Source organism: Pseudorhizobium sp. NPDC055634, assembly GCF_053618655.1.
The window spans coordinates 59,345-81,356 of the sequence record NZ_JBSHHW010000004.1; the positions used below are offsets into that span (position 1 = coordinate 59,345).

Annotated in this window: 19 protein-coding genes; 15 read left to right on the forward strand and 4 right to left on the reverse strand. The window is 65.2% G+C overall.

Translation table 11 applies throughout. The features are described 5' to 3' along the window. Nucleotides 1–20: 20 nt before the first annotated feature. Both ACWGPT_RS07640 and ACWGPT_RS07645 read right to left on the reverse strand, forming a co-directional pair. Nucleotides 21–947: a response regulator gene (locus ACWGPT_RS07640; protein WP_452605007.1), complete on the reverse strand. Its 927-nt coding sequence runs from the start codon at nt 945–947 to the stop codon at nt 21–23. Then, a complete protein-coding gene (locus ACWGPT_RS07645; RefSeq protein WP_452605008.1) occupies nt 940–4,314 on the reverse strand; it encodes a hybrid sensor histidine kinase/response regulator in 3,375 nt (1,124 codons plus the stop codon). The genes ACWGPT_RS07640 and ACWGPT_RS07645 overlap by 8 nt, the downstream gene beginning before the upstream one ends. A 433-nt stretch (nt 4,315–4,747) precedes the next feature. Between ACWGPT_RS07645 and urtA the strand changes: the two genes are divergently transcribed. The 7 genes from urtA to ACWGPT_RS07680 all read left to right on the forward strand — a co-directional run bounded on the left by urtA (nt 4,748) and on the right by ACWGPT_RS07680 (nt 11,261). Then, nucleotides 4,748–5,923 carry an urea ABC transporter substrate-binding protein gene (gene urtA, locus ACWGPT_RS07650; RefSeq protein WP_452605330.1) on the forward strand — a complete coding sequence of 392 codons (1,176 nt, stop codon included), beginning with the start codon at nt 4,748–4,750 and terminating at the stop codon, nt 5,921–5,923. Between the two features lie 88 nt (nt 5,924–6,011). Further along, the gene (gene urtB / locus ACWGPT_RS07655; protein WP_452605009.1) at nt 6,012–6,938 is read left to right on the forward strand and encodes an urea ABC transporter permease subunit UrtB; all 927 of its coding nucleotides are present in this window, start codon (nt 6,012–6,014) and stop codon (nt 6,936–6,938) included. Nucleotides 6,939–6,949: 11 nt separating this feature from the next. Further along, nucleotides 6,950–8,080 carry an urea ABC transporter permease subunit UrtC gene (urtC, locus tag ACWGPT_RS07660; protein WP_452605010.1) on the forward strand — a complete coding sequence of 377 codons (1,131 nt, stop codon included), beginning with the start codon at nt 6,950–6,952 and terminating at the stop codon, nt 8,078–8,080. A 12-nt stretch (nt 8,081–8,092) separates the two neighbouring features. Beyond that, nucleotides 8,093–8,851, forward strand: a complete 759-nt coding sequence (gene urtD / locus ACWGPT_RS07665; RefSeq protein ID WP_452605011.1) for an urea ABC transporter ATP-binding protein UrtD — start codon at nt 8,093–8,095, stop codon at nt 8,849–8,851. A gap of 10 nt (nt 8,852–8,861) precedes the next feature. Continuing rightward, entirely contained in the window at nt 8,862–9,551 is a 690-nt protein-coding gene (gene urtE / locus ACWGPT_RS07670; RefSeq protein WP_452605012.1) for an urea ABC transporter ATP-binding subunit UrtE, read from the forward strand. 42 nt (nt 9,552–9,593) lie between these two features. Further along, a complete protein-coding gene (fmdA, locus tag ACWGPT_RS07675) occupies nt 9,594–10,823 on the forward strand; it encodes a formamidase (protein ID WP_452605013.1) in 1,230 nt (409 codons plus the stop codon). 105 nt (nt 10,824–10,928) lie between these two features. Further along, entirely contained in the window at nt 10,929–11,261 is a 333-nt protein-coding gene (locus ACWGPT_RS07680; RefSeq protein WP_452605014.1) for a zinc ribbon domain-containing protein, read from the forward strand. 54 nt (nt 11,262–11,315) lie between these two features. Here the strand turns inward: ACWGPT_RS07680 and ACWGPT_RS07685 are convergent, their stop codons facing one another. Then, nucleotides 11,316–12,026, reverse strand: coding sequence for a GntR family transcriptional regulator (locus tag ACWGPT_RS07685; protein WP_452605015.1), 711 nt, complete (start codon nt 12,024–12,026; stop codon nt 11,316–11,318). Between the two features lie 76 nt (nt 12,027–12,102). Between ACWGPT_RS07685 and ACWGPT_RS07690 the strand changes: the two genes are divergently transcribed. The 4 genes from ACWGPT_RS07690 to uxuA all read left to right on the forward strand — a co-directional run bounded on the left by ACWGPT_RS07690 (nt 12,103) and on the right by uxuA (nt 16,165). Next, nucleotides 12,103–13,074, forward strand: a complete 972-nt coding sequence (locus ACWGPT_RS07690; protein WP_452605016.1) for a C4-dicarboxylate TRAP transporter substrate-binding protein — start codon at nt 12,103–12,105, stop codon at nt 13,072–13,074. 65 nt (nt 13,075–13,139) lie between these two features. Beyond that, nucleotides 13,140–13,655 carry a TRAP transporter small permease gene (locus ACWGPT_RS07695; protein ID WP_452605017.1) on the forward strand — a complete coding sequence of 172 codons (516 nt, stop codon included), beginning with the start codon at nt 13,140–13,142 and terminating at the stop codon, nt 13,653–13,655. 1 nt (nt 13,656) lies between these two features. Then, a complete protein-coding gene (locus ACWGPT_RS07700) occupies nt 13,657–14,937 on the forward strand; it encodes a TRAP transporter large permease (protein WP_452605018.1) in 1,281 nt (426 codons plus the stop codon). Nucleotides 14,938–14,962: 25 nt separating this feature from the next. Then, nucleotides 14,963–16,165 (forward strand): mannonate dehydratase, encoded by a 1,203-nt coding sequence (gene uxuA / locus ACWGPT_RS07705; protein WP_452605019.1) that lies wholly within the window; start codon nt 14,963–14,965, stop codon nt 16,163–16,165. A 46-nt stretch (nt 16,166–16,211) separates the two neighbouring features. Here the strand turns inward: uxuA and ACWGPT_RS07710 are convergent, their stop codons facing one another. Continuing rightward, nucleotides 16,212–17,135, reverse strand: coding sequence for a LysR substrate-binding domain-containing protein (locus ACWGPT_RS07710; protein ID WP_452605020.1), 924 nt, complete (start codon nt 17,133–17,135; stop codon nt 16,212–16,214). A 99-nt stretch (nt 17,136–17,234) separates the two neighbouring features. Between ACWGPT_RS07710 and ACWGPT_RS07715 the strand changes: the two genes are divergently transcribed. From ACWGPT_RS07715 to ACWGPT_RS07730, 4 genes are all read left to right on the forward strand, one after another. Beyond that, nucleotides 17,235–18,692 (forward strand): carotenoid oxygenase family protein, encoded by a 1,458-nt coding sequence (locus ACWGPT_RS07715; protein ID WP_452605021.1) that lies wholly within the window; start codon nt 17,235–17,237, stop codon nt 18,690–18,692. Nucleotides 18,693–18,767: 75 nt separating this feature from the next. After that, complete coding sequence (locus tag ACWGPT_RS07720; protein WP_452605022.1) at nt 18,768–20,450, forward strand: thiamine pyrophosphate-binding protein; 1,683 nt, start codon at nt 18,768–18,770, stop codon at nt 20,448–20,450. 90 nt (nt 20,451–20,540) lie between these two features. Continuing rightward, nucleotides 20,541–21,536, forward strand: coding sequence for an RNA polymerase sigma factor (locus ACWGPT_RS07725; RefSeq protein ID WP_452605331.1), 996 nt, complete (start codon nt 20,541–20,543; stop codon nt 21,534–21,536). A gap of 97 nt (nt 21,537–21,633) precedes the next feature. Beyond that, entirely contained in the window at nt 21,634–21,978 is a 345-nt protein-coding gene (locus ACWGPT_RS07730) for a hypothetical protein (protein WP_452605023.1), read from the forward strand. The last annotated feature ends 34 nt before the right edge of the window (nt 21,979–22,012 follow it).

Sequence of the window (22,012 nt, forward strand, 5' to 3'; positions counted from 1 at the left end):
TCCCGACCGAAGGGGCATGTTCAGCTGTCGCGCCAGAGCACCTTGACCGCCATCGTAGCGGCGGAGGTGCGCTTCTCGACCATAAGCTTGTTGAAGATCTGCTCGAGATGCTTGTTGACGGTCCGCGGCGACATTTCGAGGATGTCGGCGATCTCCTTGTTGGCCTTGCCGTGCGCGATCCAGAGGAGGACCTCGGCCTCGCGCAGCGTCAGCCCGAAGGCCTTGGCGAGCTGTTCCTCGTCCGTGCCGCGGTGTCGATCGACGAGCCGCAAAAGGACTTCCTCGCCCCCGACGTTCGACAGCGTGCGGAATTCCAGGTCCTGGCCGTTGCGGGAATAGCGGAAGGCCTCTTCGCGTATCGCCGGCGATCGCTGATCCGAGGCTTGTCCAAGCCATTCCACCACTTCCCACGGCAGGTAGGCGCGCTGATCGGAGCGGATACCGGCCCGCTGCATCAGGTCGGAGGCCTGCTGGGTCGACCAGAGGATCCGGCCGTTGTGGTCGCAGGCGACGATCCACCGCCCCGTCGAGTCGAGCGCGCGGCGGGCAGAACTCGCCCGCCTCGCATTGGCGAGATGCACCCGCATCCGCGCAAAGAGCTCGTCCAGTTCGATCGGCTTGGTGACGAAGTCCACGCCGCCGGCCGCAAGCGCGCGCACGACATGTTCGCTTTCGTTGAACCCGGTCATGAAGATGATCGGCACGTCCTCGAAGCCGCGGTTCGCCTTGAGGATCTGGCAGGTCTCGAAGCCGTCGAGGCCCGGCATCACCGCATCCATCAGCACGATGTCTGGCGAGTTGCTGTTTGCCAGCGAAACCGCCTGGCGGCCGCTGTTGCAGGTCAGGACGTCCATGCCCTCAAGTTGGAGCGCATCGGACAGCATGGACAGGGCATCGGGAGAATCATCGACCACCAGCACACGGCTGGCATTTTCCTCGTCAGGCATTGTTGACCTCCTCGATCACGGCCAGGAAGTCGCGAAGGCGATAATTCGCGACGAGCAGCCGCATATGGTGGCAGAAGCGCGCCGTCGCCGGCGATGACGTTTCGATATCGTTCAGCGTCGCCTCGATCGAACGGACGAACCCGGTCTGGCCGAGCGTGCGCAACTGCTTGAGCTTGTGCGGCTCGGGCAGTTCCCCGGGAGCGAAGCTCGGCGTCAGGTCGACCTCCGCCGCCTCGTCGCTGGCGTAGAGCCAGGTCACCGACATCAGCGTCGCAAACCAGTCGAAAAGCTCGTCGAAACTGAAGGGCTTGATCAGGTAGGCGTCGCAGAGCCCGGCATATTCCGGCTTCGTGCGCTCGTTTCCGGCATCCGCCGACAGCATGACGATCGCCAGTTCGCGGCCGAACCGCCGGCGCGCCTGCCGTGCCACGTCCCAGCCGGACATGCCGGGCATGGCGATGTCGAGAACGAGGATGTCCGGCCGGTAGAGTGACAGCGCCGAGAGGCATGCCCGTCCGTCGGCCGCGGTGATGACCGTGAAGCCGAGCGGCCTGAGCACGTCCTCGAGAAGCGCCCTCTGGTTGCCGTCGTCGTCGGCGACGAGCACGGTTCGCCGCGGTCCCTCGTAGCCGCTGATGCGCGAGACCACTGCCGGCACGTCCTCCGTCCCCGCAGCCGCCGAAAGATGCAGCCGCACCGAGACATAGGTGCCGACGCCGACCGTGCTGCGCACCACGAGCTCGCCGCCCATGATCTCGACCAGCAACTTGGTGATCGTCAGGCCGAGCCCGGTGCCCGGCGGGCGGTTGGCGTCGCCCGCCTGCTCGCCGCGCTCGAACGGCAGGAACATCCGCTCGATGTCGGCCTCCGGAATGCCGATCCCGGTATCCTCGATCTCGAAGGTCGCCACCTGGCCGCGATAGGTGACGGCGAGGCTGACCTTGCCGTGGTCGGTGAACTTGATCGCGTTCGACAGGAGGTTGATCAGCACCTGCCTGAGCCGCTTCTCGTCGGTGACGACGTAGTCGGGCATGGAGGAGGTGGCCCGGAACTCGAAGTCGATGCCCTTCGCCTGCGCCTGCAGGGTCAGCATGTCGACGATCTGGTCGAGGAAGGGGCGCAGCGGGATCTTGTGGCGGAAGATCTCCAGCCGTCCGGCCTCGATCTTCGAAATGTCCAGCAGGCCCTCGATCATGTCGGCCAGGTGCTCGCCGCTTCGCTTGATGGTTCTGGCGGCGTTGTTGATATAGACCGGCAGCCCCTTCTGGCGCTCCAGGAGCTGGGCATAGCCGAGGATGGCGCTGAGCGGCGTGCGCAGCTCGTGGCTCAGCCCCACCACATACTTGCTCTTGGCGACATTGGCCTGTTCCGCCACTTCCTTCGCCTTCTGCAGCTGCCGGTCGGTCTCCTCGTGCGCCTGGATCTCGTCCATCAGCAGCCGGGTGTGCTTGCGCGCCTCGTCCTCCGCGAAGTTGCGGCTCTCCTGCGCCAGCACGAAAAGCCAGACGATGATGCCGGCGATGATGAAGACGATGATGAAGAGCTTCCAGAGGACGGTGGCGATCCGGTCGGGCGGCAGCGTCCTGTCGAGGCTGCTCTGGAAATAGATCAGCCAGAAGACGAGCCCGATCAGGGCCGTCACCACCGTCAGCACGGCGAGGTATCGCGCCAGCCGGCTTTCGAGGAAGGCGGAAAACCTGCCGGGCAGGAAGGCGACGGCGAAGCCGCGCAATTGCTGCATGAAGCGCGCGTCCGTCTTGCAGCTGTCGGCGCAGCGCGCGTCGAGCGAACAGCAGAGCGAGCAGATTGGCCCCGAATAGATCGGGCAGCGCGCCATGTCCTCGCTGTCGAAATGGTGCTCGCAGATGCAGCACTCGATCGCCTGGCCGCTTTTCCAGTCCACCGAGGACTGCCGCGCGATGTAGTAGCGGCCGCCGGTGGCGAACGCGAGGATGGGCGCGAGGACGAAAGCCGACAGCAGCGCCACATAGGTGTAGACGGCCGCAAGCGTCGGCCCGAACACGCCGAAATAGGCGATCAGTCCGGCAAGCGCCGAGATCACCATCGACCCGAAGCCGACCGGGTTGATGTCGTAGAGATGCGCCCGCTTGAACTCGATCGAGCGGGGCGACAGGCCGAGCGGCTTGTTGATGACGAGATCGGCGACGATCGCCCCCATCCAGGATACGGCAAGGATGGCGTAGAGCCCCAGCGTCTGCTCCAGCGCCTTGTAGACGCCGAACTCCATCAGCAGCAGCCCGAGCATGACGTTGAACACCAGCCAGACGACGCGGCCCGGATGGCTGTGGGTCAGCCGCGAGAAGAAGTTCGACCACGCGATCGAGCCGGCATAGCTGTTGGTGACGTTGATCTTCAGCTGGCAGATGATGACGAAGATCCCGGTGAGGCCGAGCGCCAGTTCCGGCGATCCCAGCATCTGCCGGAAGACGCTCAGGTACATCTGCGTCGGGTCGGAGGCGTCCTTGAAGTCGACGCCGTGCTGGAAGGCGTAGAAGGCGAGGAACGAGCCGGCCAGGATCTTCAGCCCGCCGATGACCATCCAGCCGGGCCCCGCCACCAGCAGCGCCGCCCACCAGCGCACCCGGTTGGCATGGCTGCGGCGCGGCAGGAAGCGCAGGAAGTCGACCTGCTCGCCGATCTGCGCCACCAGCGAGAAGATGACCGCGGACGCGGCGCCGAAATGGACGAGGCTCACCTCTCCGTCCGGATGTCCCCACAGTCCCGAATATCCCGTCCACTGCTGCACCGAAGGGTGGCTCTGGGTGGCGATGAAGACGAAGGGAGCGAGCTGCAGCACCACCCAGAAGGGCTGGGTCCATGCCTGGAAGCGGCTGATGAAGGTCACCCCGTGCGTCACGAGCGGGATGATGACGAGCGCGCTGACGATATAGCCGATCGGCAGCGGCAGCCCGGTGCAGAGCTGCAGCGCCGTCGCGATGATCGCCGCCTCGATCGCGAAGAAGATGAAGGTGAAGGTCGCGTAGATCAGCGAGGTCACCGTCGAGCCGATATAGCCGAAGCCGGCGCCGCGGGTCAGGAGGTCGATGTCGACGCCGTACTTGACCGCGTAATAGGCGATCGGCACGCCCATCAGCACGATCGTCGCGCAGGCGACGGCGATCGCCGGTATCGCGTTGGAAAAGCCGTAGTTCAGCGTGATCGCCCCGCCGATGGCCTCCAGCGCCAGGAAGGAAATCGCACCGATCGCCGTGTTTGCGATCCGCCAGGCGGAGAAGCGCCGCACCTTGTAGGCGGTGAAGCGGAGCGCGTAATCCTCCAGCGTCTGGTTCGCCACCCACTTGTTGTACGTCCGCCGGTTCCGGGGGATTCGCTGCGCCGTGTTCAAGCCGGATGCTCCATGGAAGGGGCCACGGCGTTTCGCACCGCAACATTGCCTCTTCCCGAGAAAGCAAAGCAAGTTGCATTCCACTTTCCCACAGGCCGTCGCTTGGGAAAATGCCGAAGCCCGGCTGCTCCGCCCGGAAATTCTACCCGTCTGTTTTTCACGTTGATAATCAATGAAATAGCAGCCTTCCCCCGGATCGATGACTGCATGCTACGGGCAAAACGCATGGGGGCAAATACGTCAAATGCTCCATTGTTGCGTTGCATCAATCCTGTCGAACTTCCCTCAGCTGGCGGCTGATCGACCAGCGCAGGTTCAAAAAACAAGCGAGATGTGAGGGTTTGCTATGAGGGATGATGTACCGGGAAATACCCCGTCCGTGCGCCGCCGGACGCTGCTGGCTGGCATTGCCAGCCTGTCCGTGCTTGCGATGATGGGCCAGCCGCTCATGGCTGCCGACTATCCGACCGCCACCGTCAACACCACGGGCCTCGCGGTCACCGACGACACCGTCAAGGTCGGCATCCTGCATTCCGTCACCGGCACCATGGCCATCAGCGAGACCGGCTCGGTTCAGGCGGAGAAGCTCGCCATCGAGCAGATCAACGCCTCAGGCGGCGTTCTCGGACGCAAGATCGAGTTCATCCAGGAAGACGGCGCCTCCGACTGGCCGACCTTCGCCGAGAAGGCGAAGAAGCTCCTCGTGCAGGACAAGGCCGCCGCCGTGTTCGGCTGCTGGACGTCGGCGTCGCGCAAGGCCGTCCTGCCGGTCTTCGAGCAGTATAACGGCATGCTCTATTACCCGACCTTCTACGAAGGCCTGGAGGAGAGCCCGAACGTCATCTACACCGGCCAGGAAGCCACGCAGCAGATCCTCGCCGGCATCGACTGGGTCGTGAAGGAGAAGGGCGCCAAGAGCTTCTACCTCCTCGGTTCCGACTACATCTGGCCGCGCACGTCCAACAAGATCGCCCGCAAGCACATCGAGAAGCTCGGTCTCGAGGTCGTCGGCGAGGAGTACTATCCGCTCGGCCACACGCAGTTCAACTCGGTGATCAACAAGATCAAGCTGAAGAAGCCGGACGTCATCTACGCGATCGTCGTCGGCGGCTCCAACGTCGCCTTCTACAAGCAGCTGAAGGCCGCCGGCATCGACGTCGCCAAGGAAAAGCCGCTGCTCCTCACCATCTCGGTGACGGAGGACGAGATCCTCGGCATCGGCGGCGAGAACATGGCCGGCGCCTACGCGATGATGAAGTACTTCCAGAGCCTCGACAACGAGAACAACAAGGCGTTCGTCGATGCGTTCAAGAAGATGTGGGGCGACAATATCGTCATCGGCGACGTCACCCAGGCCGCCTATCTCGGCCCCTGGCTGTGGAAGGCCGCGGTCGAGAAGGCCGGCTCCTTTGACATCGACAAGGTCAGGGCCGCTTCCCCTGGCATCGAGCTGACCACGGCGCCGGAAGGCTACGTCAAGATCCACGAGAACCATCACCTCTGGTCCAAGGCCCGCGTCGGCCGGGCCAAGGCGGACGGCCAGTACGAGATGGTCTACGAGACCAACGACCTGATGGAGCCCAATCCGTTCCCCGAAGGCTACCAGTAAGCCTCGACTGCGCCGCCCGGACCTGTCGCGGGCGGCGCCTTTCCATCCCGTTCTTCCTGCACCCGCTTGCTCTCTTCGCGAGGCCACGATGATTGGCGACTACACCCTTGGCGAATTCACCTCAATCCTTGCGATGCAAGGCTTTGCAGGTCTCATCCTCTTCTCGGTCTTCGTGCTGATGGCCCTTGGCCTTGCGATCATCTTCGGCCAGATGGGCGTCATCAACATGGCGCACGGCGAGTTCATGATCCTCGGTGCCTACGTGACCTACATCTGCTCGCACCTTGTCACTGAATACGTGCCGGCGCTCTTCCCCGTCTACTTCTTCATCGCCATGGGCTTCGCCTTCGTGGCTGCCTTCGCGCTCGGCGTGCTGGTGGAATGGGGGATGATCCGCTTCCTCTACCGCAGGCCGCTGGATACCCTGCTTGCGACATGGGGTCTCTCCCTGGTCCTGCAGCAGGTCTACCGTTCGGTGTTCGGCGCCCGCGAGGTCGGCGTCACGCTGCCCGACTGGATGATGGGCTCGATCGCGCTGACCGACATGATCGAGATCCCGATCAACGGCCTCTTCGTGATGGCGCTGACGCTGATCGTCTCCTTCGCCGTCTACTTCATCCTGTTCCGCTCCGCCTGGGGCAAGCAGGTCCGCGCCGTCCTCCAGAACCGCGTCATGGCGGGCGCCGTTGGCATCAACACCAAGCGCGTCGATGCCCTGACCTTCGGGCTCGGCTGCGGGATCGCCGGCATCGCCGGCTCCGCCTTCACCATGATCGGCTCGACCGGGCCGACGGCTGGCCAGCTCTACATCGTCGACACCTTCCTCGTGGTCGTCTTCGGCGGCGCCGGCAGCCTGATCGGCACGATCGCGTCCGCCTTCACAATCTCCCAGGCGCAATCGACCCTGGAATTCTTCCTGAGCGGGTCGATGGCCAAGGTGCTCACCCTCCTGACCGTCGTCGGCATCCTGATGCTGCGCCCGCAGGGCCTGTTCACGCTCAACATCCGCCGCTGAGGAGCTTCGCCATGCAATCCGACTCCACCTTCTTTTCCAGGCAGGGATGGCTCTTCTTTGCCATCCTCGCAGCTCTCCTCCTTCTCGTCCTGCCGGGCATGGTCGATATCTTCCGCCTCAACCTGATCGGCAAGTACCTGACCTATGCCTTCGTCGCGCTCGGGCTGGTGCTTTGCTGGGGCATGGGCGGCATCCTCTCGCTGGGGCAGGGCATCTTCTTCGGCCTCGGCGGCTACTGCATGGCCATGTTCCTCAAGCTGGAGGCCTCGACGCCGGAGGCCACCAAAATCCAGTCGACCCCGGGCATTCCCGATTTCATGGACTGGAACCAGCTCACCGAACTGCCTTTCTGGTGGCAGCCCTTCCACTCCTTCGGCTTCACGCTGGTGGCGATCATCGCCGTCCCGGTCATCTTCGCCTTCGTCATCGCGGCGGCGATGTTCAAGCGGCGCGTCGGCGGCGTCTACTTCGCCATCATCACCCAGGCGACCGCGGCGATCATGACGATCCTGATCATCGGCCAGCAGGGCTATACGGGCGGCGTCAACGGCATCACCGACCTGCGCACGCTGCTCGGCTGGGACATCCGCACCGACGACGCGAAACTCCTGCTCTATTTCGTCTGCGCGGGCCTGCTGCTCGCCTGTGTCCTCCTGGCGCAGGCGGTGAAGATATCGAAGTTCGGCCGCCTGCTCGTCGCCATTCGCGACCGCGAGGACCGGGTGCGCTTCTCCGGCTACGACGTCTCCAACTTCAAGATCTTCATCTTCTGCCTCGCCGCCGCCTTCTCGGCGATCGGTGGCGCCATGTTCACCCTGCAGGTCGGCTTCATGTCGCCCTCCTTCGTGGGCATCGTGCCCTCCATCGAAATGGTGATCTTCTGCGCCGTCGGCGGCCGGCTGTCGCTGTTCGGGGCGGTCTACGGGGCGCTGATCGTCAACGCCGCCAAGACCTCGTTCTCGGAAAGCTTTCCGGAACTGTGGCTGTTCGCCATGGGCGGCCTGTTCATCGCCGTGGTCATGGCCTTCCCGAACGGTCTCGCCGGCCTCTACCGCGAGCATGCCGAGCCGCTGATGCGACGCCTCGTCAACCGGCTGGGGGCGGCCCGTCCCGTTCCCGCCGCCGCCAACACCGCGAACTGAGAGGACGCCGCGATGCTCGTCACCGATACCGCACAAAAGGACTTCCTGCTCGCGGTCGAGGGGCTAACCGTGTCCTTCGACGGCTTCAAGGCGGTCAACGACCTCTCCTTCTATGTCGACGAGAACGAGATCCGCGTCATCATCGGCCCCAACGGCGCGGGCAAGACGACCGTCCTCGACCTGATCTGCGGCCGCACCCGGCCGACCGAGGGCTCGATCCGCTTCTCCGGCCAGGAGCTGACCGGCATGCGCGAGTTCGAGATCGTCCATGCCGGCGTCGGCCGCAAGTTCCAGAACCCGTCGATCTACGAGGACCTGACGGTGTTCGAGAACCTCGAACTGTCCTTCCCGCGCGGCCGCAACGTGTTCGGGGCGCTGTTCTTCCGCCGCGATGCGGAGGTGCGCGACCGTGTCGAGGAGGTGGCCGAACTGATCTTCCTCAAGGATCACCTGGACACGGAAGCGGCGATCCTCAGCCACGGCCAGAAGCAGTGGCTGGAGATCGGCATGCTGCTCATCCAGAGCCCCAGGCTGATGATGCTCGACGAACCCGTCGCCGGCATGAGCGTCAGCGAGCGCATCAAGACCGCCGAACTGCTGAACACGATCATCCGCAACCAGTCGGTCATCGTCATCGAGCACGACATGAAGTTCGTCGAGGACATCGCCCACCGCGTCACCGTGCTGCACCAGGGCAAGGTGCTCTCGGAGGGCTCGATGGAGCACGTCAAGAACGACCCCAAGGTCATCGAAGTCTATCTCGGCCACTAGGAGACAAGCCATGCTCGCAGTCGATAACCTTCACGTCGCCTACGGCCAGAGCGAGGTGATCCACGGCATGAGCTTCGCCCTTGAGCCGGGCGAGATCGTTGCCATCATGGGCCGCAACGGCATGGGCAAGACCACGCTGATGAAGTCGCTGATGGGCATCGTGCCCTCGACGGCCGGCGTAGTTAGGGTCGGCGAGACGCCGGTCGAGGCGATGGAGAGCTACCGCCGCGTCGGCGCGGGCCTCGCCTACGTGCCGCAGGGCCGCATGATCTTCTCGGCCATGACGGTGAAGGAGAACATCGAGACGGGCCTCACCGTCACCGGCGAGAAGGCCGTGCCCGACCACATCTACGAACTGTTCCCCGTGCTGCTCGAGATGAAGGGCAGGCGAGGCGGCAACCTCTCCGGCGGCCAGCAGCAGCAGTTGGCGATTGCCCGCGCGCTCGCCTCGCGGCCGAAGGTGCTTCTCCTCGATGAGCCGACCGAGGGCATCCAGCCGTCCATCATCAAGGAAATGGCCCGCACGCTCTGCCGCATCCGCGACGAGATGGGGCTGTCGATCCTCGTCTCCGAGCAGGTGCTGAGCTTCGCCCTCGACATGGCGGACCGCGTCCTCGTCATCGAGAAGGGCGCCATCGTCCACGAGAGCCCGCGCGAGGGGCTCAACGAGGCGAAGGTCGCCGGTTTCCTCTCCGTCTAGCGCCCCCGTTCACCCCCATTTCATTTCAGGAAGGAGCAAGAAATGACCGACACGCTGATCAAGGTCGACCTCTCGGAATCGCCCTATACCAACGAGAAGATCCACAACCGCTGGCACCCCGACATCCCCATGGCATGCTGGGTGAACCCCGGGGACGATTTCAAGGTCGAGACCTATGACTGGACCGGCGGCCAGATCAAGAACGACGACAGCGCCGCCGACGTGCGTGACGTCGACCTGAACCAGGTCCACTTCCTCTCCGGCCCGATCGGCGTGAAGGGTGCCGAGCCCGGCGACCTCTTGGTCGTCGACATTCTCGACATCGGCGCCTTCGAGAACTCGCTCTGGGGCTTCAACGGCTTCTTCTCGCTCAACAACGGCGGCGGCTTCCTCGACCAGCATTTCCCGAGCGCCCAGAAGTCGATCTGGGATTTCAAGGGCATGTTCACCCAGTCGCGCCACGTGCCGGGCGTCAAATATGCCGGCCTCATCCACCCCGGCCTGATCGGCTGCCTGCCCGATCACAAGATGCTGGAAATGTGGAATACCCGCGAGAAGAAGCTTAACGACACCGACCCGAACCGCGTGCCGCCGCTTGCCAAGCTTCCCGAAACCGCCGCCGCCCATATGGGGGCGCTGAAGGGGGAGGCGCGCGATGCCGCCGCCGCGATCGGCGCCCGTACCGTGCCGCCGCGCGAACATGGCGGCAATTGCGACATCAAGGACCTGTCGCGCGGCTCGAAGATCTATTTCCCGGTCTATGTGAACGGCGCCGGGCTTTCGATGGGCGACCTGCACTTCTCCCAGGGCGACGGCGAGATCACCTTCTGCGGCGCCATCGAAATGGCGGGCTGGCTGCATATCAAGGTGAGCCTGCTCAAGGGCGGCATGGCCAAGTACGGCATCAAGAACCCGATCTTCCGCCCGTCGCCGATGGCGCCGAAATACGATGACTACCTGATCTTCGAGGGCATCTCGGTGGACGAGAGCGGCACCCAGCATTACCTCGACGTCACGACCGCCTATCGCCAGGCCTGCCTCAATGCCATCGAATACCTGAAGAAGTTCGGATATTCGGGCGCCCAGGCCTATTCCATCCTCGGCACCGCCCCGGTCCAGGGGCATGTCTCGGGCGTCGTCGATATCCCGAACGCCTGCGCCACGCTGTGGCTGCCGACCGACATCTTCGAATTCGACCTCATGCCGGGCGAGGACGGGCCGAAGAAATACCTCGACGGTTCGATCGACATGCCGATCGCTCCCGATCTCTGACGACGAGAAACCCGGGCGGAGGGCGTACGACGCGCCTTCCGCCTTTCAAAGCCCGGCGCCGCGCTTGGCGACGGATCACCAACCGAGACGAGGCGAAGCGATCGCATGCCCTATTACGACTACAACTGCGCCGACTGCGGCCCCTTCACCGAGACGCGGCCGATGGCGGCCTCTGCGGAACCGTGCGACTGCCCCTCCTGCGGCACGGCCGCCCCGCGGGCCTTCTTCACGACGCCGTTCTTCTCCGGCATGGACGCCGGCACGCGCGTCGCCATCGCCACGAACGAGCGTGCCCGGCACGAACCCAAGCGCTCGAAGTCGCTCGGTCACGGCCCGGGCTGCGGCTGCTGCTCTTCGAAGAAACCGTCGAAGTCGGTCTATCGCGCCGACGGCTCCAAGACCTTCCCCTCCGCCCGACCCTGGATGATCAGCCACTAGCCCGAATCCCCGGAAGGCGATTCTAAAGGGAGAGGCGAGAGCTGGCAGACCGGATCACTCGGCGAAGAAGGCGGATTTCTCCTCGGCCAGCTTGGGCAGGGATTTCAGGATCTCCCGCAGGTGCTCGTGCATGGCCTCCTCGGCCTTGTCGGGCGCCTTCGCCTCGATCGCGTCGAGAATGTGGGAATGCTGCTCGATGATGATCTCGATCGGCGTCGCGTTCGGCAGCGAGAGATAGCGGACGCGATCCATCTGCGCCTTGAGGCTGTCGAGCACCCGCCATGCGTCATCGCAGCCGACACTTGCGGCAATCACCTGGTGGAACTGTTCGTCGAGGCGCAGGAAGCCGGAATGATCGCCCTTCTGCGCCATCCGTCGCTGCTGTTCGACGATCTCGCGCAATTCGCCGAGGCTCTCGGCGGATGCCTGCGCCGCCGCCTTCCGCACGATCGCCACCTCGATCGCCTCGCGCAGGAACTGGGCGTTCTCGACCTCGCGCTTGGAGATCAGCCGCACGAAGGTCCCCCGCTGGGGGCGGATCTCCACCAGGCCGGCCTCGCCGAGCTTGATGAAGGCCTCGCGGACGGGCTGTCGCGACACGCCCAGCTGCCCGGCAAGCTCGGCTTCCGAAAGCGCATGTCCCGGCTGCAGCTGAAGCTGGACGATGCCGTTGCGCAACAGTTCGTAGACACGGCCGCCGACGCTCGTCTGCCGCGCGGTCGTCGCCTGGTTCGATAGGGCGCTGAACTCGAATCCGGTCATCATGTTGACTTTCTGTATACTACCATACTAGTCTTGCAAAGAGGCTGGAGGGCCTTGCCATTTTTCAGGGAGGACAATCATGAAATTTCTCACCGTCACCACCTTGCTTGCCGGAACCATCGCGTTCGCCACGCCGGCATTGTCTGCCGACTATACCCTTAGCATCAATACCGCGCTGACCGTCGACGACCCGTTGTACAAGGGTCTCGAAAGCTTCCGCGACAAGCTGGGCGAGCGCACAGGCGGCGCGATCGAGGTCAAGCTCTTCCCGAACTCCCAGCTCGGCCCCGACGAGGACGTCCTCGAGCAGGCCCGCGCCGGCGCGCCGGTGGCCGTGGTCGTCGATGGCGGCCGCCTTGCCGTCTTCCAGAACGAGTTCGGCGTGCTCGGAGCCCCCTATCTCGCCTCCGGCTACGAAGGCATGCGCAAGATCGTCACTTCGCCGGTCTTCGAGGAATGGGTCACCAAGCTGAAGACGGCGTCTGGGCATCAGGTCCTGTCCTTCAACTGGTGGCAGGGCGAGCGCCAGCTGTGGACCAACAAGCCGGTGACCGGCCCCGCCGATCTCTCCGGCAGCCGCATGCGCACGCCGGGCGCGCCGGTCTGGGTCGAGACGATCAAGGCGATGGGCGCCACGCCGACGCCGATGCCGTTCGCGGAAGTCTATTCCGCCCTGCAGCAGAACGTCATCGATTCGGTCGAAGCCCAGCTGCCGGCAGGGCAGGGCGCAAAGCTCTTCGAAGTCACCAAGGAACTGACCAAGACCGGGCATATCAACCTCATCACCGGTCTCGTCACCAGCTCGATCTGGTTCGACAGCCTTCCCGCCGAACTCCAGACGGCGCTCCGCGAGGAGGCGCTCAAGGCCGGTGACGTCGCCTCCTACGGCACGCAGGATGCCCTTTCCAAGATCGAGGAAGGCCTGAAGGCGGCCGGAATGAACGTCTCGGAAATCGATCCCGCACCGTTCCGCGAGGCGACCGCCGGCGTCTACGAGACGCTCGGCTACGCGGACCTTCGCGAGCAGCTCCAGAAGATCGCTGCCGAATAATCACCGTGTGAGAAGGGGCGCCGTCGCGCCCCTTCCTTCTCTTTTCTCAACATAGGTCATTTCCCATGCTCAAACGCTTGGCGCAGCTGGAGTTCGCCATCGCGGCGATCATCCTTGGCGTTATCGTCGTGCTCGTCTTCATCGCGGCCATCATGCGGTTCTTCGGATATCCGCTGATCTGGTCGGTCGACATGGCGCAGCTCCTGTTCATCTGGCTCTGCTTCTTCGGGGCGGCGCGCGCCATGCGCGAGAAGGGCCACCTGGGGATCGACCTTCTCATCCGCTGGATGAAGCCGCGCCAGCGGCTCTGGCTCGAATACGGGCTGTCGCTGGTCATCCTGGTCTTCCTCGGCTTCCTGGCCGTCGAGGGCTATCGCCTGACCGTCATGAACACCCAGCGCCAGTTCGGCGACAGCGGCCTTTCCTATGCGTGGGTGACCTCGGCCGTTCCGGTCGGCTGCCTGATGATCGCGGTCGCTCTCCTCAACAACATGGTCCGGACATGGCGCCGCCGGGACGATGGCAGGACCCTCGTCTATTCGCGCACCGGCATTGATTTCAACACGCCGACGGAACTCTGACATGGGCCTGATCACGCTTCTCTTCTTTGCCTTCATGACCGTCGGCATGCCCGTGGCCTTCGCCATCGGGATCTCCGGCTTCGTCTTCTTCCTCACCGATCCGGTCATGCCGATCTCGATCGCGGTCCAGAAGATCGCGACGATGAGCCAGAGCTTTCCGCTGCTGGCGGTTCCCTTCTTCGTCTTCGCCGGACACCTGATGAACGAGAGCGGCATCACCGACCGGCTCTTCAAGTTCTCCTATGTCGCGGTGGGCTGGATGGCGGGCGGCCTCGCCCAGGTCGCGATCGTCCTCTCCACCGTCATGGGCGGCGTGTCCGGATCGGCCGTGGCCGATGCGGCCATGGAGGCGCGCATCCTCGGGCCGACGATGATCGCCAAGGGCTACGGCAAGGGCTTTTCCGCCGCGGCCATCGCCGTCGGATCGCTGATCACCGCGACGATCCCGCCGAGCATCGGCCTCATCCTCTACGGCTATGTCGGCAACGTCTCGATCGGCCGTCTCTTCGTGGCCGGCATCATTCCCGGCCTGTTGATGATGGTCGGGCTGATGACCACGACCTACCTCGTCGCCAAGCGCCGCGGCTATGTCGTCGCAAACACCGAGCGGCCGACGTTCAAGGCCCTGGCATCGGCCGTCTGGGGCGCCAAATGGGCGCTGTTCTTCCCGGTCGCGCTGGTCCTGACCATCCGCGGCGGCGTCTTCACGCCCTCCGAGGTCGGCGCCTTCGCCGTCGTCTACGCCTTCCTGGTCGGCTTCCTCGCCCACAGGGAACTCAACTTCGAAAAGACCAAGCGCGCCTTCGCTCACGCGATTTCCGACATCGGCCTGATCATGATCATCATCCTGATGTCGGGCATGGTCGGCTTCGCCATCATCTACCTCCAGGTGCCCCAGGGAATTTCCTCCTGGATGCTGGCCGGCATCGAAAGCCCGGCCGGGATCGTCATGCTCATCCTCCTGTTCCTGCTGATCGCCGGCTGCTTCGTCGAAAGCACGGTCCTCGTCCTCCTGCTGACGCCGATCTTCGTGCCGATCGTCACGCAGGTGGGCATCGACCCGGTCCATTTCGGCATCCTGATGATGAGCATCGTCACGCTTGGCGGCATGACGCCTCCGGTGGGGGTCGCCATGTACGCGGTCTGCTCGCTGATGAACGTGAAGATCGAGGAATACACGATCGAGTCGCTGCCGTTCGTGGCGACGATCATCGCGCTCATCGTCGCCCTCTTGTTCCTGCCGGGTCTGGTCCTCTGGCTGCCGAACCTCGCGTTCGGCTGATCCGCAGAGATAAGGAAGTACGATCATGAAACAGACGTGGAGATGGTTCGGGCCGGTCGACAGGGTGACGGTCCGGGACGCACGGCAGGCAGGCGCCGAGGGCATCGTTTCTGCCCTCCATCACGTGGCCTATGGCGAGGTCTGGACGCCGGAGGAAATATCCCGGAGGCAGCAGGAGGTTTCGGTCGATCCGGCCGGCGAGCCGACCGGGCTCGCATGGGACGTCGTGGAAAGCCTGCCGATCTCCGAGGAGATCAAGACGCAGACCGGAGACTGGCGCCGGCATGTCGAGAACTACATCCTTTCGATGGAAAACCTCGCCCGGGCGGGCATCGAGGTCGTCTGCTACAACTTCATGCCGGTCCTCGACTGGACGCGGACGGATCTTGCCTGGCGGGTTCCCCATGGCGGCACGACCATGCGCTTCGAGCTGGTCGATTTCGTCGCCTACGACCTCTTCATCCTCCGGCGAGCAGGGGCGGAGGACGACTATCCGCTCCACCTGCGCGAGGAGGCGGAGGCGCGCTTTTCCAGCATGACGCCGGAACCCCGCCTGCAATTGTCGAGGAACGTCAACGCCGGTCTTCCGGGCTCTTCGGCCCAGCCTTCGCTGGACGACCTGAAGGACCAGCTTGCCCGCTACCGGGCGATCGACGAAAGCCGCCTGCGCGGGCATCTCGTCGATTTCCTCTCCGAAGTCGTCCCGCATGCCGGGCGCCTCGGCCTGCGGCTCTGCTGCCACCCGGACGATCCGCCGTTTCCGCTTCTCGGGCTCCCCCGCATCATGTCGACGGAAGCCCATTACAGGGCAGTGCTGGACGCCGTCGATGACCCCGCGAGCGGGGTCACCTTCTGCACGGGTTCTCTGGGCGCGCGGCCGGACAACGATCTTCCGGGCATGGCGAGACGTCTCGGCCCGCGCATCCACTTCGCCCACCTGCGCAACGTCAAGCGCGAGACGGACGGCATTCCGTGCTCCTTCTTCGAGGACGAGCATCTGGCGGGTGACGTCGACATGGTCGGCGTGGTCGCGGCCCTGCTTGGCGAGGAGGCGCGGCGTCGCGGGGAAGGGCGCTCCGATTGCGTCATTCCCTTCCGTCCGGATCACGGCCAGGACATCCTCGAAGACCTCAAGCGCGGCGCGCAGCCCGGCTATCCGGCGATCGGCCGGCTGAAGGGGCTGGCGGAGCTGAGGGGCGTCGCGGCCGGCCTGGCGGCCCGGCCCTAGACGTCCTTATCCGTCGCCCGCGCGAAGGGCGACGGCGTGGCGCCGGTCACGGCGCCCCGTCCGGGCTCCCGGCGAGAGGGGCCAGCGCCTCCCGCATGCGGGAGGCCACGTGCTGCACAACCGGATCGACGTCGCTTCTCGCGTGCCATGCAATGTGAATGGGAAACCCGCTGATCGGCAGCGGCGGGTCGAAGATCGCGTAGGCGTCGCGGCCGATCGTCGGCACGCAGCGGCTCGGCAGCATGGCGATGAGATCGGTTCGCAGCAGGAGTTGCGGCACGAGCGTGAAGCTGGGGACCGCGAGCCCCACCCGCCGGTCGCGCTCCATCGCCGCAAGCTGCTCGTCGAGCCGCGTATCGAGGAGGCCTCGCCGGGTGACGATGACATGCGGATAGTCGAGCCATGTGTCGAGGTCGAAGGACGCCGCTGCCGGATGATCCCGGCGCATCAGGATCCGGTAGTTTTCCTCAAACAGCAATTCCCGCCGTATCGACCTGTCGCCGGACGGGATGACCGAGACGGCGAGATCGCAACTCCCGCTGACGAGCGCCTCCGTGGCGCTGGTCGAGGATGGCCAGGGCAGGACCGAGAGATCGATGCCCGGCGCTCTGGTGGCAAGTTCCTCCAGGAGGTCGGGCAGCGCAAGGTCCATCAACACGTCCGCCATCAGCAGCGTCACCGTCTGGCGCACGGTCTTCAGGTCGATCTCGCGCGGTGCGACGAGGGCGGCGACGGAGGAGAGTATCTCCTTGATCGGCTCGTGCATCGCCTCGGCTCTCGATGTCAGCCGCATGGAGCCGCGGACGCGCTCCAGCAGCGGATCGGAAAAGAGATGCCGGCAGCGGCCGAGCGCTGCCGATGTCGCGGGCTGGGAGAGCCCGACGCGCCTTGCCGCGCGCGAGACGCTCCGCTCCTCGATCAGGGCATCGAGGACGACGAGGAGGTTGAGATCGACGGCACGCAAATTCATCCGGTGAATGCCCGCGATACGAGATATCGATTAGGTGAGTGTAATATAGTCGATTAATTTCGGAAGAGCCCCGGCAATGAAGATTGGCAGGATGCTCCTATGGACCGAAGAGATTTCCTCAGATCCGGTTTCGTGACGCTCACGGCAGCCACCGCGCCGGCGTTCTTCCTGCAGTCTCCGGTCGCGCGCGCCCGGCGGGCGGAAAACGAGAAGGTCTTCCTCCGCGATCATTACGCGCCGACGCAGGTCGAACTGACCGTCGACCAGCTCTCAGTGCGCGGCGCCATCCCGCCGTCGCTGAGCGGCCGCTATATCCGCAACGGCCACAACCCGCCTGAAGGGCACGAACCGCCCTACTGGTTCGAGGGCAACGGCATGCTGCACGGCGTTAGGCTGAAGGACGGCCGCGCCGAATGGTATCGCAGCCGCTTCGTCCGCACCCCGGCCTTGTCCGGCGCCCGGACCTTCCGCGAGGACGGCAGCGTCGATCTTGCGGCAAGCGCGGCGGCGACCAGCGTCTATGCCCATGCCGGGCGCATCTTCGCCCTGCAGGAGGTGAACCTGCCGTTTCTGGTCGGACCCGAACTCCAGACACTCGGCGTCTTCGACTTCGACGGAAAGCTGAAGGCGCCGATGACGGCGCATCCGAAGATCGATCCCCGCACCGGCGAAATGCTGTTCATCTCCTATGGGCCGCAGGAGCCGCATCTGACCTATTTCCGTGTCTCTCCGGAAGGCGAGCTGACGCATGTCGAGCCGGTGCCCGGCGCGGGCCCTTCGATCATGCACGACTTTGCCGTGACGGAGAACTTCGTCGTCTTCCTGGACCCGAGCGTCGTCTTCGATCCCGCCAGCACGTTGCCCTTTCCCTACAGATGGGACGCCAACTATTCGGCGAAGATCGGCGTGCTGCCCCGCGACCGCTCGAAGGGCCCCGTTCAATGGATCGCGGTGGACCCGAACTTCTACTTCCACATCAGCAATGCCTGGGAGGAGCCGGACGGCACGCTGCGGATGGAGGCGACCTATTACGAGGAGGATGCCTGGGCGCGCTTCAGCCGCTGGCTGATGAGCACGCCCGGCCACGGCCATTATATCGTCGAGGGCGACAAGTTCGCGCGCTGGCACATCGATCCGGCGGCCGGCACTGCAAAGCCGGAAATACGAAGCGATATCTCGGCAGATTTCCCGACGATCAACCAGTCCTTCCTCGGGCGCAGCAATCGCTACACCTATGCCTCTGCCTTCCCCAACGGGGTCCTGAAGCGCAACGCGATCGTCAAGTATGACGGGCGCTCGGGCGGCGTCGACGTGCGGGAGTTTCCGCCGGGCCAGATGCCGGAAGAGCCATGGTTCGTGGCCGATCCGGAGGGAACGGCGGAGGATGACGGCTGGCTCTTCAGCTACGTCGGCGACCTCGCGACGCGGCGCGGCGCGCTCTACATCCTCGACGCGACCGACATCCGGGCCGCCCCGGTGGCCGTCGTCGAGATACCGGGCTGGGTTCCGGCCGGCGTCCACGGGAGCTGGATCGACGATTCCGTCCTGAAAATGTGACACTCCCTCATCTTGCCATGATCAAACCGCAAATGATTCCGAAGGTGCCGGCAGACCCTCCACGGAGATATCGGTGTGCCCCATGACCACGTGAATGCGCCGTTGAAGGACGGTGCCAGGCTTCTCCTCGACGTCCTCGCGGACGAGGGGATCGAGTACATCTTCGGCAACCCCGGCACGACCGAGATGCCGCTGATGCATGCTCTGGCGAGCTATCCCGATCTCACCTACATCCTCGGCCTCCAGGAGACGGCGGTGGTCGCCATGGCCGACGGCTACGCGCAGGCGACCGGCAAGCCCGCCTTCGTCAACCTGCACACAGCCGGCGGGCTCGGGCATGCGATGGGCGCGCTGGTGCACGCGCGGGTGGCGCAGACCCCGATGCTCGTCACCGCCGGGCAGCAGGACACGCGCCACCTCCATGCCGATCCGCTCCTGTCGGGAAACCTCGTCGACATCGCACGGCCCGCCACGAAGTGGGCGCGCGAACTGTCCCATCCGGACGAAATACCGGTCATGGTCCGGCGGGCCCTGCAGGATACCGTGACCGCGCCCGCGGGCCCCGTCTTCCTCTCTCTCCCGATCGACATGATGACGGCTCCGGCGCGGGCGAAGGCCGGCGGGCGGTCGCGGATTGACCGGCAGGCGGTGGCGGGCGGGCTTGACGAGCTTGCCGAAGCGCTGGCTTCGGTCGCGCCGGGCAGGCTTGCGGTCGTTTCGGGCGACGAGGTCACGAGGAGCGACGCGATCTCCGAGGCGACGGCCCTGGCCGATGCCCTCGGGGCCCGGGTGTACGGCCCGTCCTGGCCGGGCTACATGTCCTTCCCGACCGATCATTCGCTCTGGGCGGGAAACCTTCCCTCGACCGCCGGCGGGATGCATTCCACTCTGGAGGACTACGATGCGGTGCTCGTCCTCGGCGGACATTCGCTAATCTCCTACCTCTACAGCGAGGGCCCGGCCGTCCCGATCTCCTGCGATCTCTACCAGGTCTCCGAGGATGTTGGAGAACTGGGCCGCCGATACCCCGCGCGCCTTGCCTGCCACGGCCACCTGAAGACATCGCTTCGGGCACTGCTGCCGCTTGTGTCCGCCCGGATGGCCGCCCACGAAGAGGATGTCGCGCGGATGAGGTCGGCCGCGTCCGCCGGGCGCGAGGCACGTCTTGCCGCGCTGGAGCGACGGATTGCAGCCGAGGTCGGAGCATCGGTGATCTCTCCCCTGGTGGCCGCCGCGGAAGTGCTGCGGGCAGCCGGCGGCGAGGTGCCGGTCGTCGATGAGGCGCCGGCCACCATGCATCACGTGCGCTTGGCGCTCGAAAAATGGCCGGTGTCGAAATATGTCTTCATGCGCAGCGCGATCCTGGGCTGGGGCCTGCCCGCCGCCATCGGCGTGTCGCTCGGACTGGACCGGGCGCCGGTGCTCGCGCTTCTCGGGGACGGTTCGGCGCTCTATTCGCCTCAGGCGCTCTGGAGCGCCGCAAGGTACCGGGTGCCGGTGACCTTCGTCATCATGAACAACGCCGAGTACAACATCCTCAAGAAGTACTCGGTCGCCCAGGGCTACGGCGCCGACGGCAACTCGACGGTGCCGGGCCTGGAAATCGACGACCCGCGGGTCGACTTCATGGCGCTCGCCGCGTCGATGGGCATCAGGTCCCGCCGCGTCGGGCGGGCTCACGAGATAGGACCGGCGGTCCGGGAGGGCATTGCCTCGAACGAGCCGAACCTCGTCGAGATTGTCATCGCTCCGGAGTAAGCGTCTCGCCCCGGGCGGCAGGAAGGCAGGTGCGGAACCCGATCCCGGCAACCGGCTCGCCCGGGCGCCGGATATCGCGTTCCGTTGACGATGAACTTTTTCCGCAACCGGTGGCTCCTTTCGTCCATGGACTATCAGACCCGCACAGAGCCCTCCGATGCCGAACTGGCGTTCGCCGCCAGGGGAGGAGACGTCGCCTGCCTCGGCGTGCTGCTGGAGCGCCACCGCGCACGGCTTCACGCCGCGGCCTTGCGCGTCCTCGGCTATGGCGTGGAAGCCGAGGATGCGGTCCAGGAAACCTTTCTCGTCGCCCTTAGGCACATCGGGTCGCTCAACGAGCCTCAGGCGGTCGTCGGCTGGCTTCTCACCATATTGCACCGCTGCTGCCTGCGGCATCTGCGCCGCCGGCGGGGGGAGGTGCTCGCGGCCGAGGTGCCCGATCGCCCGGACGAGGCTATCGGTCCCGAGGAGCGGGTCGAGAAACTGGCCATGCGCGACTGGGTGTGGGATGCCTTGCACCGGCTGCCCGAGCCTTTGCGGGCGACCGCCATGCTGCGCTATTTCGGAAGCTACCAGTCCTACGAGGAACTGGCGTCCATCCTGTCAATTCCCGTCGGCACGGTCCGAAGCCGCCTGGCCACGTCCAGGCGAAAGCTTGCCGGCATGCTGCTGGAAACGGCGGGACTGCACGACGGCGACAGCCGCTTGAGCGCACGGCGGCACGCTCAGTATTACGAGACGGCGTGTCCGGGCCTGTTGAACCCCAGTGACCGGGATCGCTACTTCCGGCATTTCGCCCCGGACCTTGAGCTTTACCGTGGAGGACAGGCCCCCGTTATCGGACGATGCTTCTTTCTGCAGGAACTGACCGCGACGGCCGATGCAGGCGTCATGCTGCATACGCAGCGTGTCTTGAGCGCCGGGAACGTCACCGTTGTCGAGGGGCGGTTCGTGAACCCTGACAACGATCCGTTCCATTGCCCGCCGGGCGTTGCCTTCGTCATCTTCCGGCAGGGCGGTCTCGCGGTGCGTCTCCACATCCATCTTTCGTCGCGCCCGCCCGCCACGCCGGAGGACGAGCCCTGAAACATCGTGAGGTGGCGGGCGAACTTTTCGCCCCGCCTTCAACTCTTGTGGTTCGTGCCGCCGCAGGCGGCGTGGCCCGAATACGAGGAGAGACAGCGTGAGGAACTCGACGCATAGCTCGCCGCCCGGCGGGCCGGGCGGCAGACCCGGGCAGCGGGGATGGCTTTACGTCATCGTCTTCGCCGCCCTGATCGTCGGCGGCAGCGCTCTGGCCTATCGGACGGAGGGCGGGGCCACCGCCTACAAGGACATCCCGCAGACTGTCGTCCCGGACGCCGGGGCCACGGACGAGGAAATCCGGCGAGCCGCTGCAATCGCCGCGTTGACGAGGCACTGGAACGCGGTGCTGAGCAGCATGCAGGTGGATTTCGAAATGCCCGGGAGCGGGCTCGCCGGCGATACCGACGCGGTCCCGTTCCGAAGCGCCGCGGCACACCGGTAGCGCGCGGAATGGTCCGGAGGTCGTCAGGCAGGCC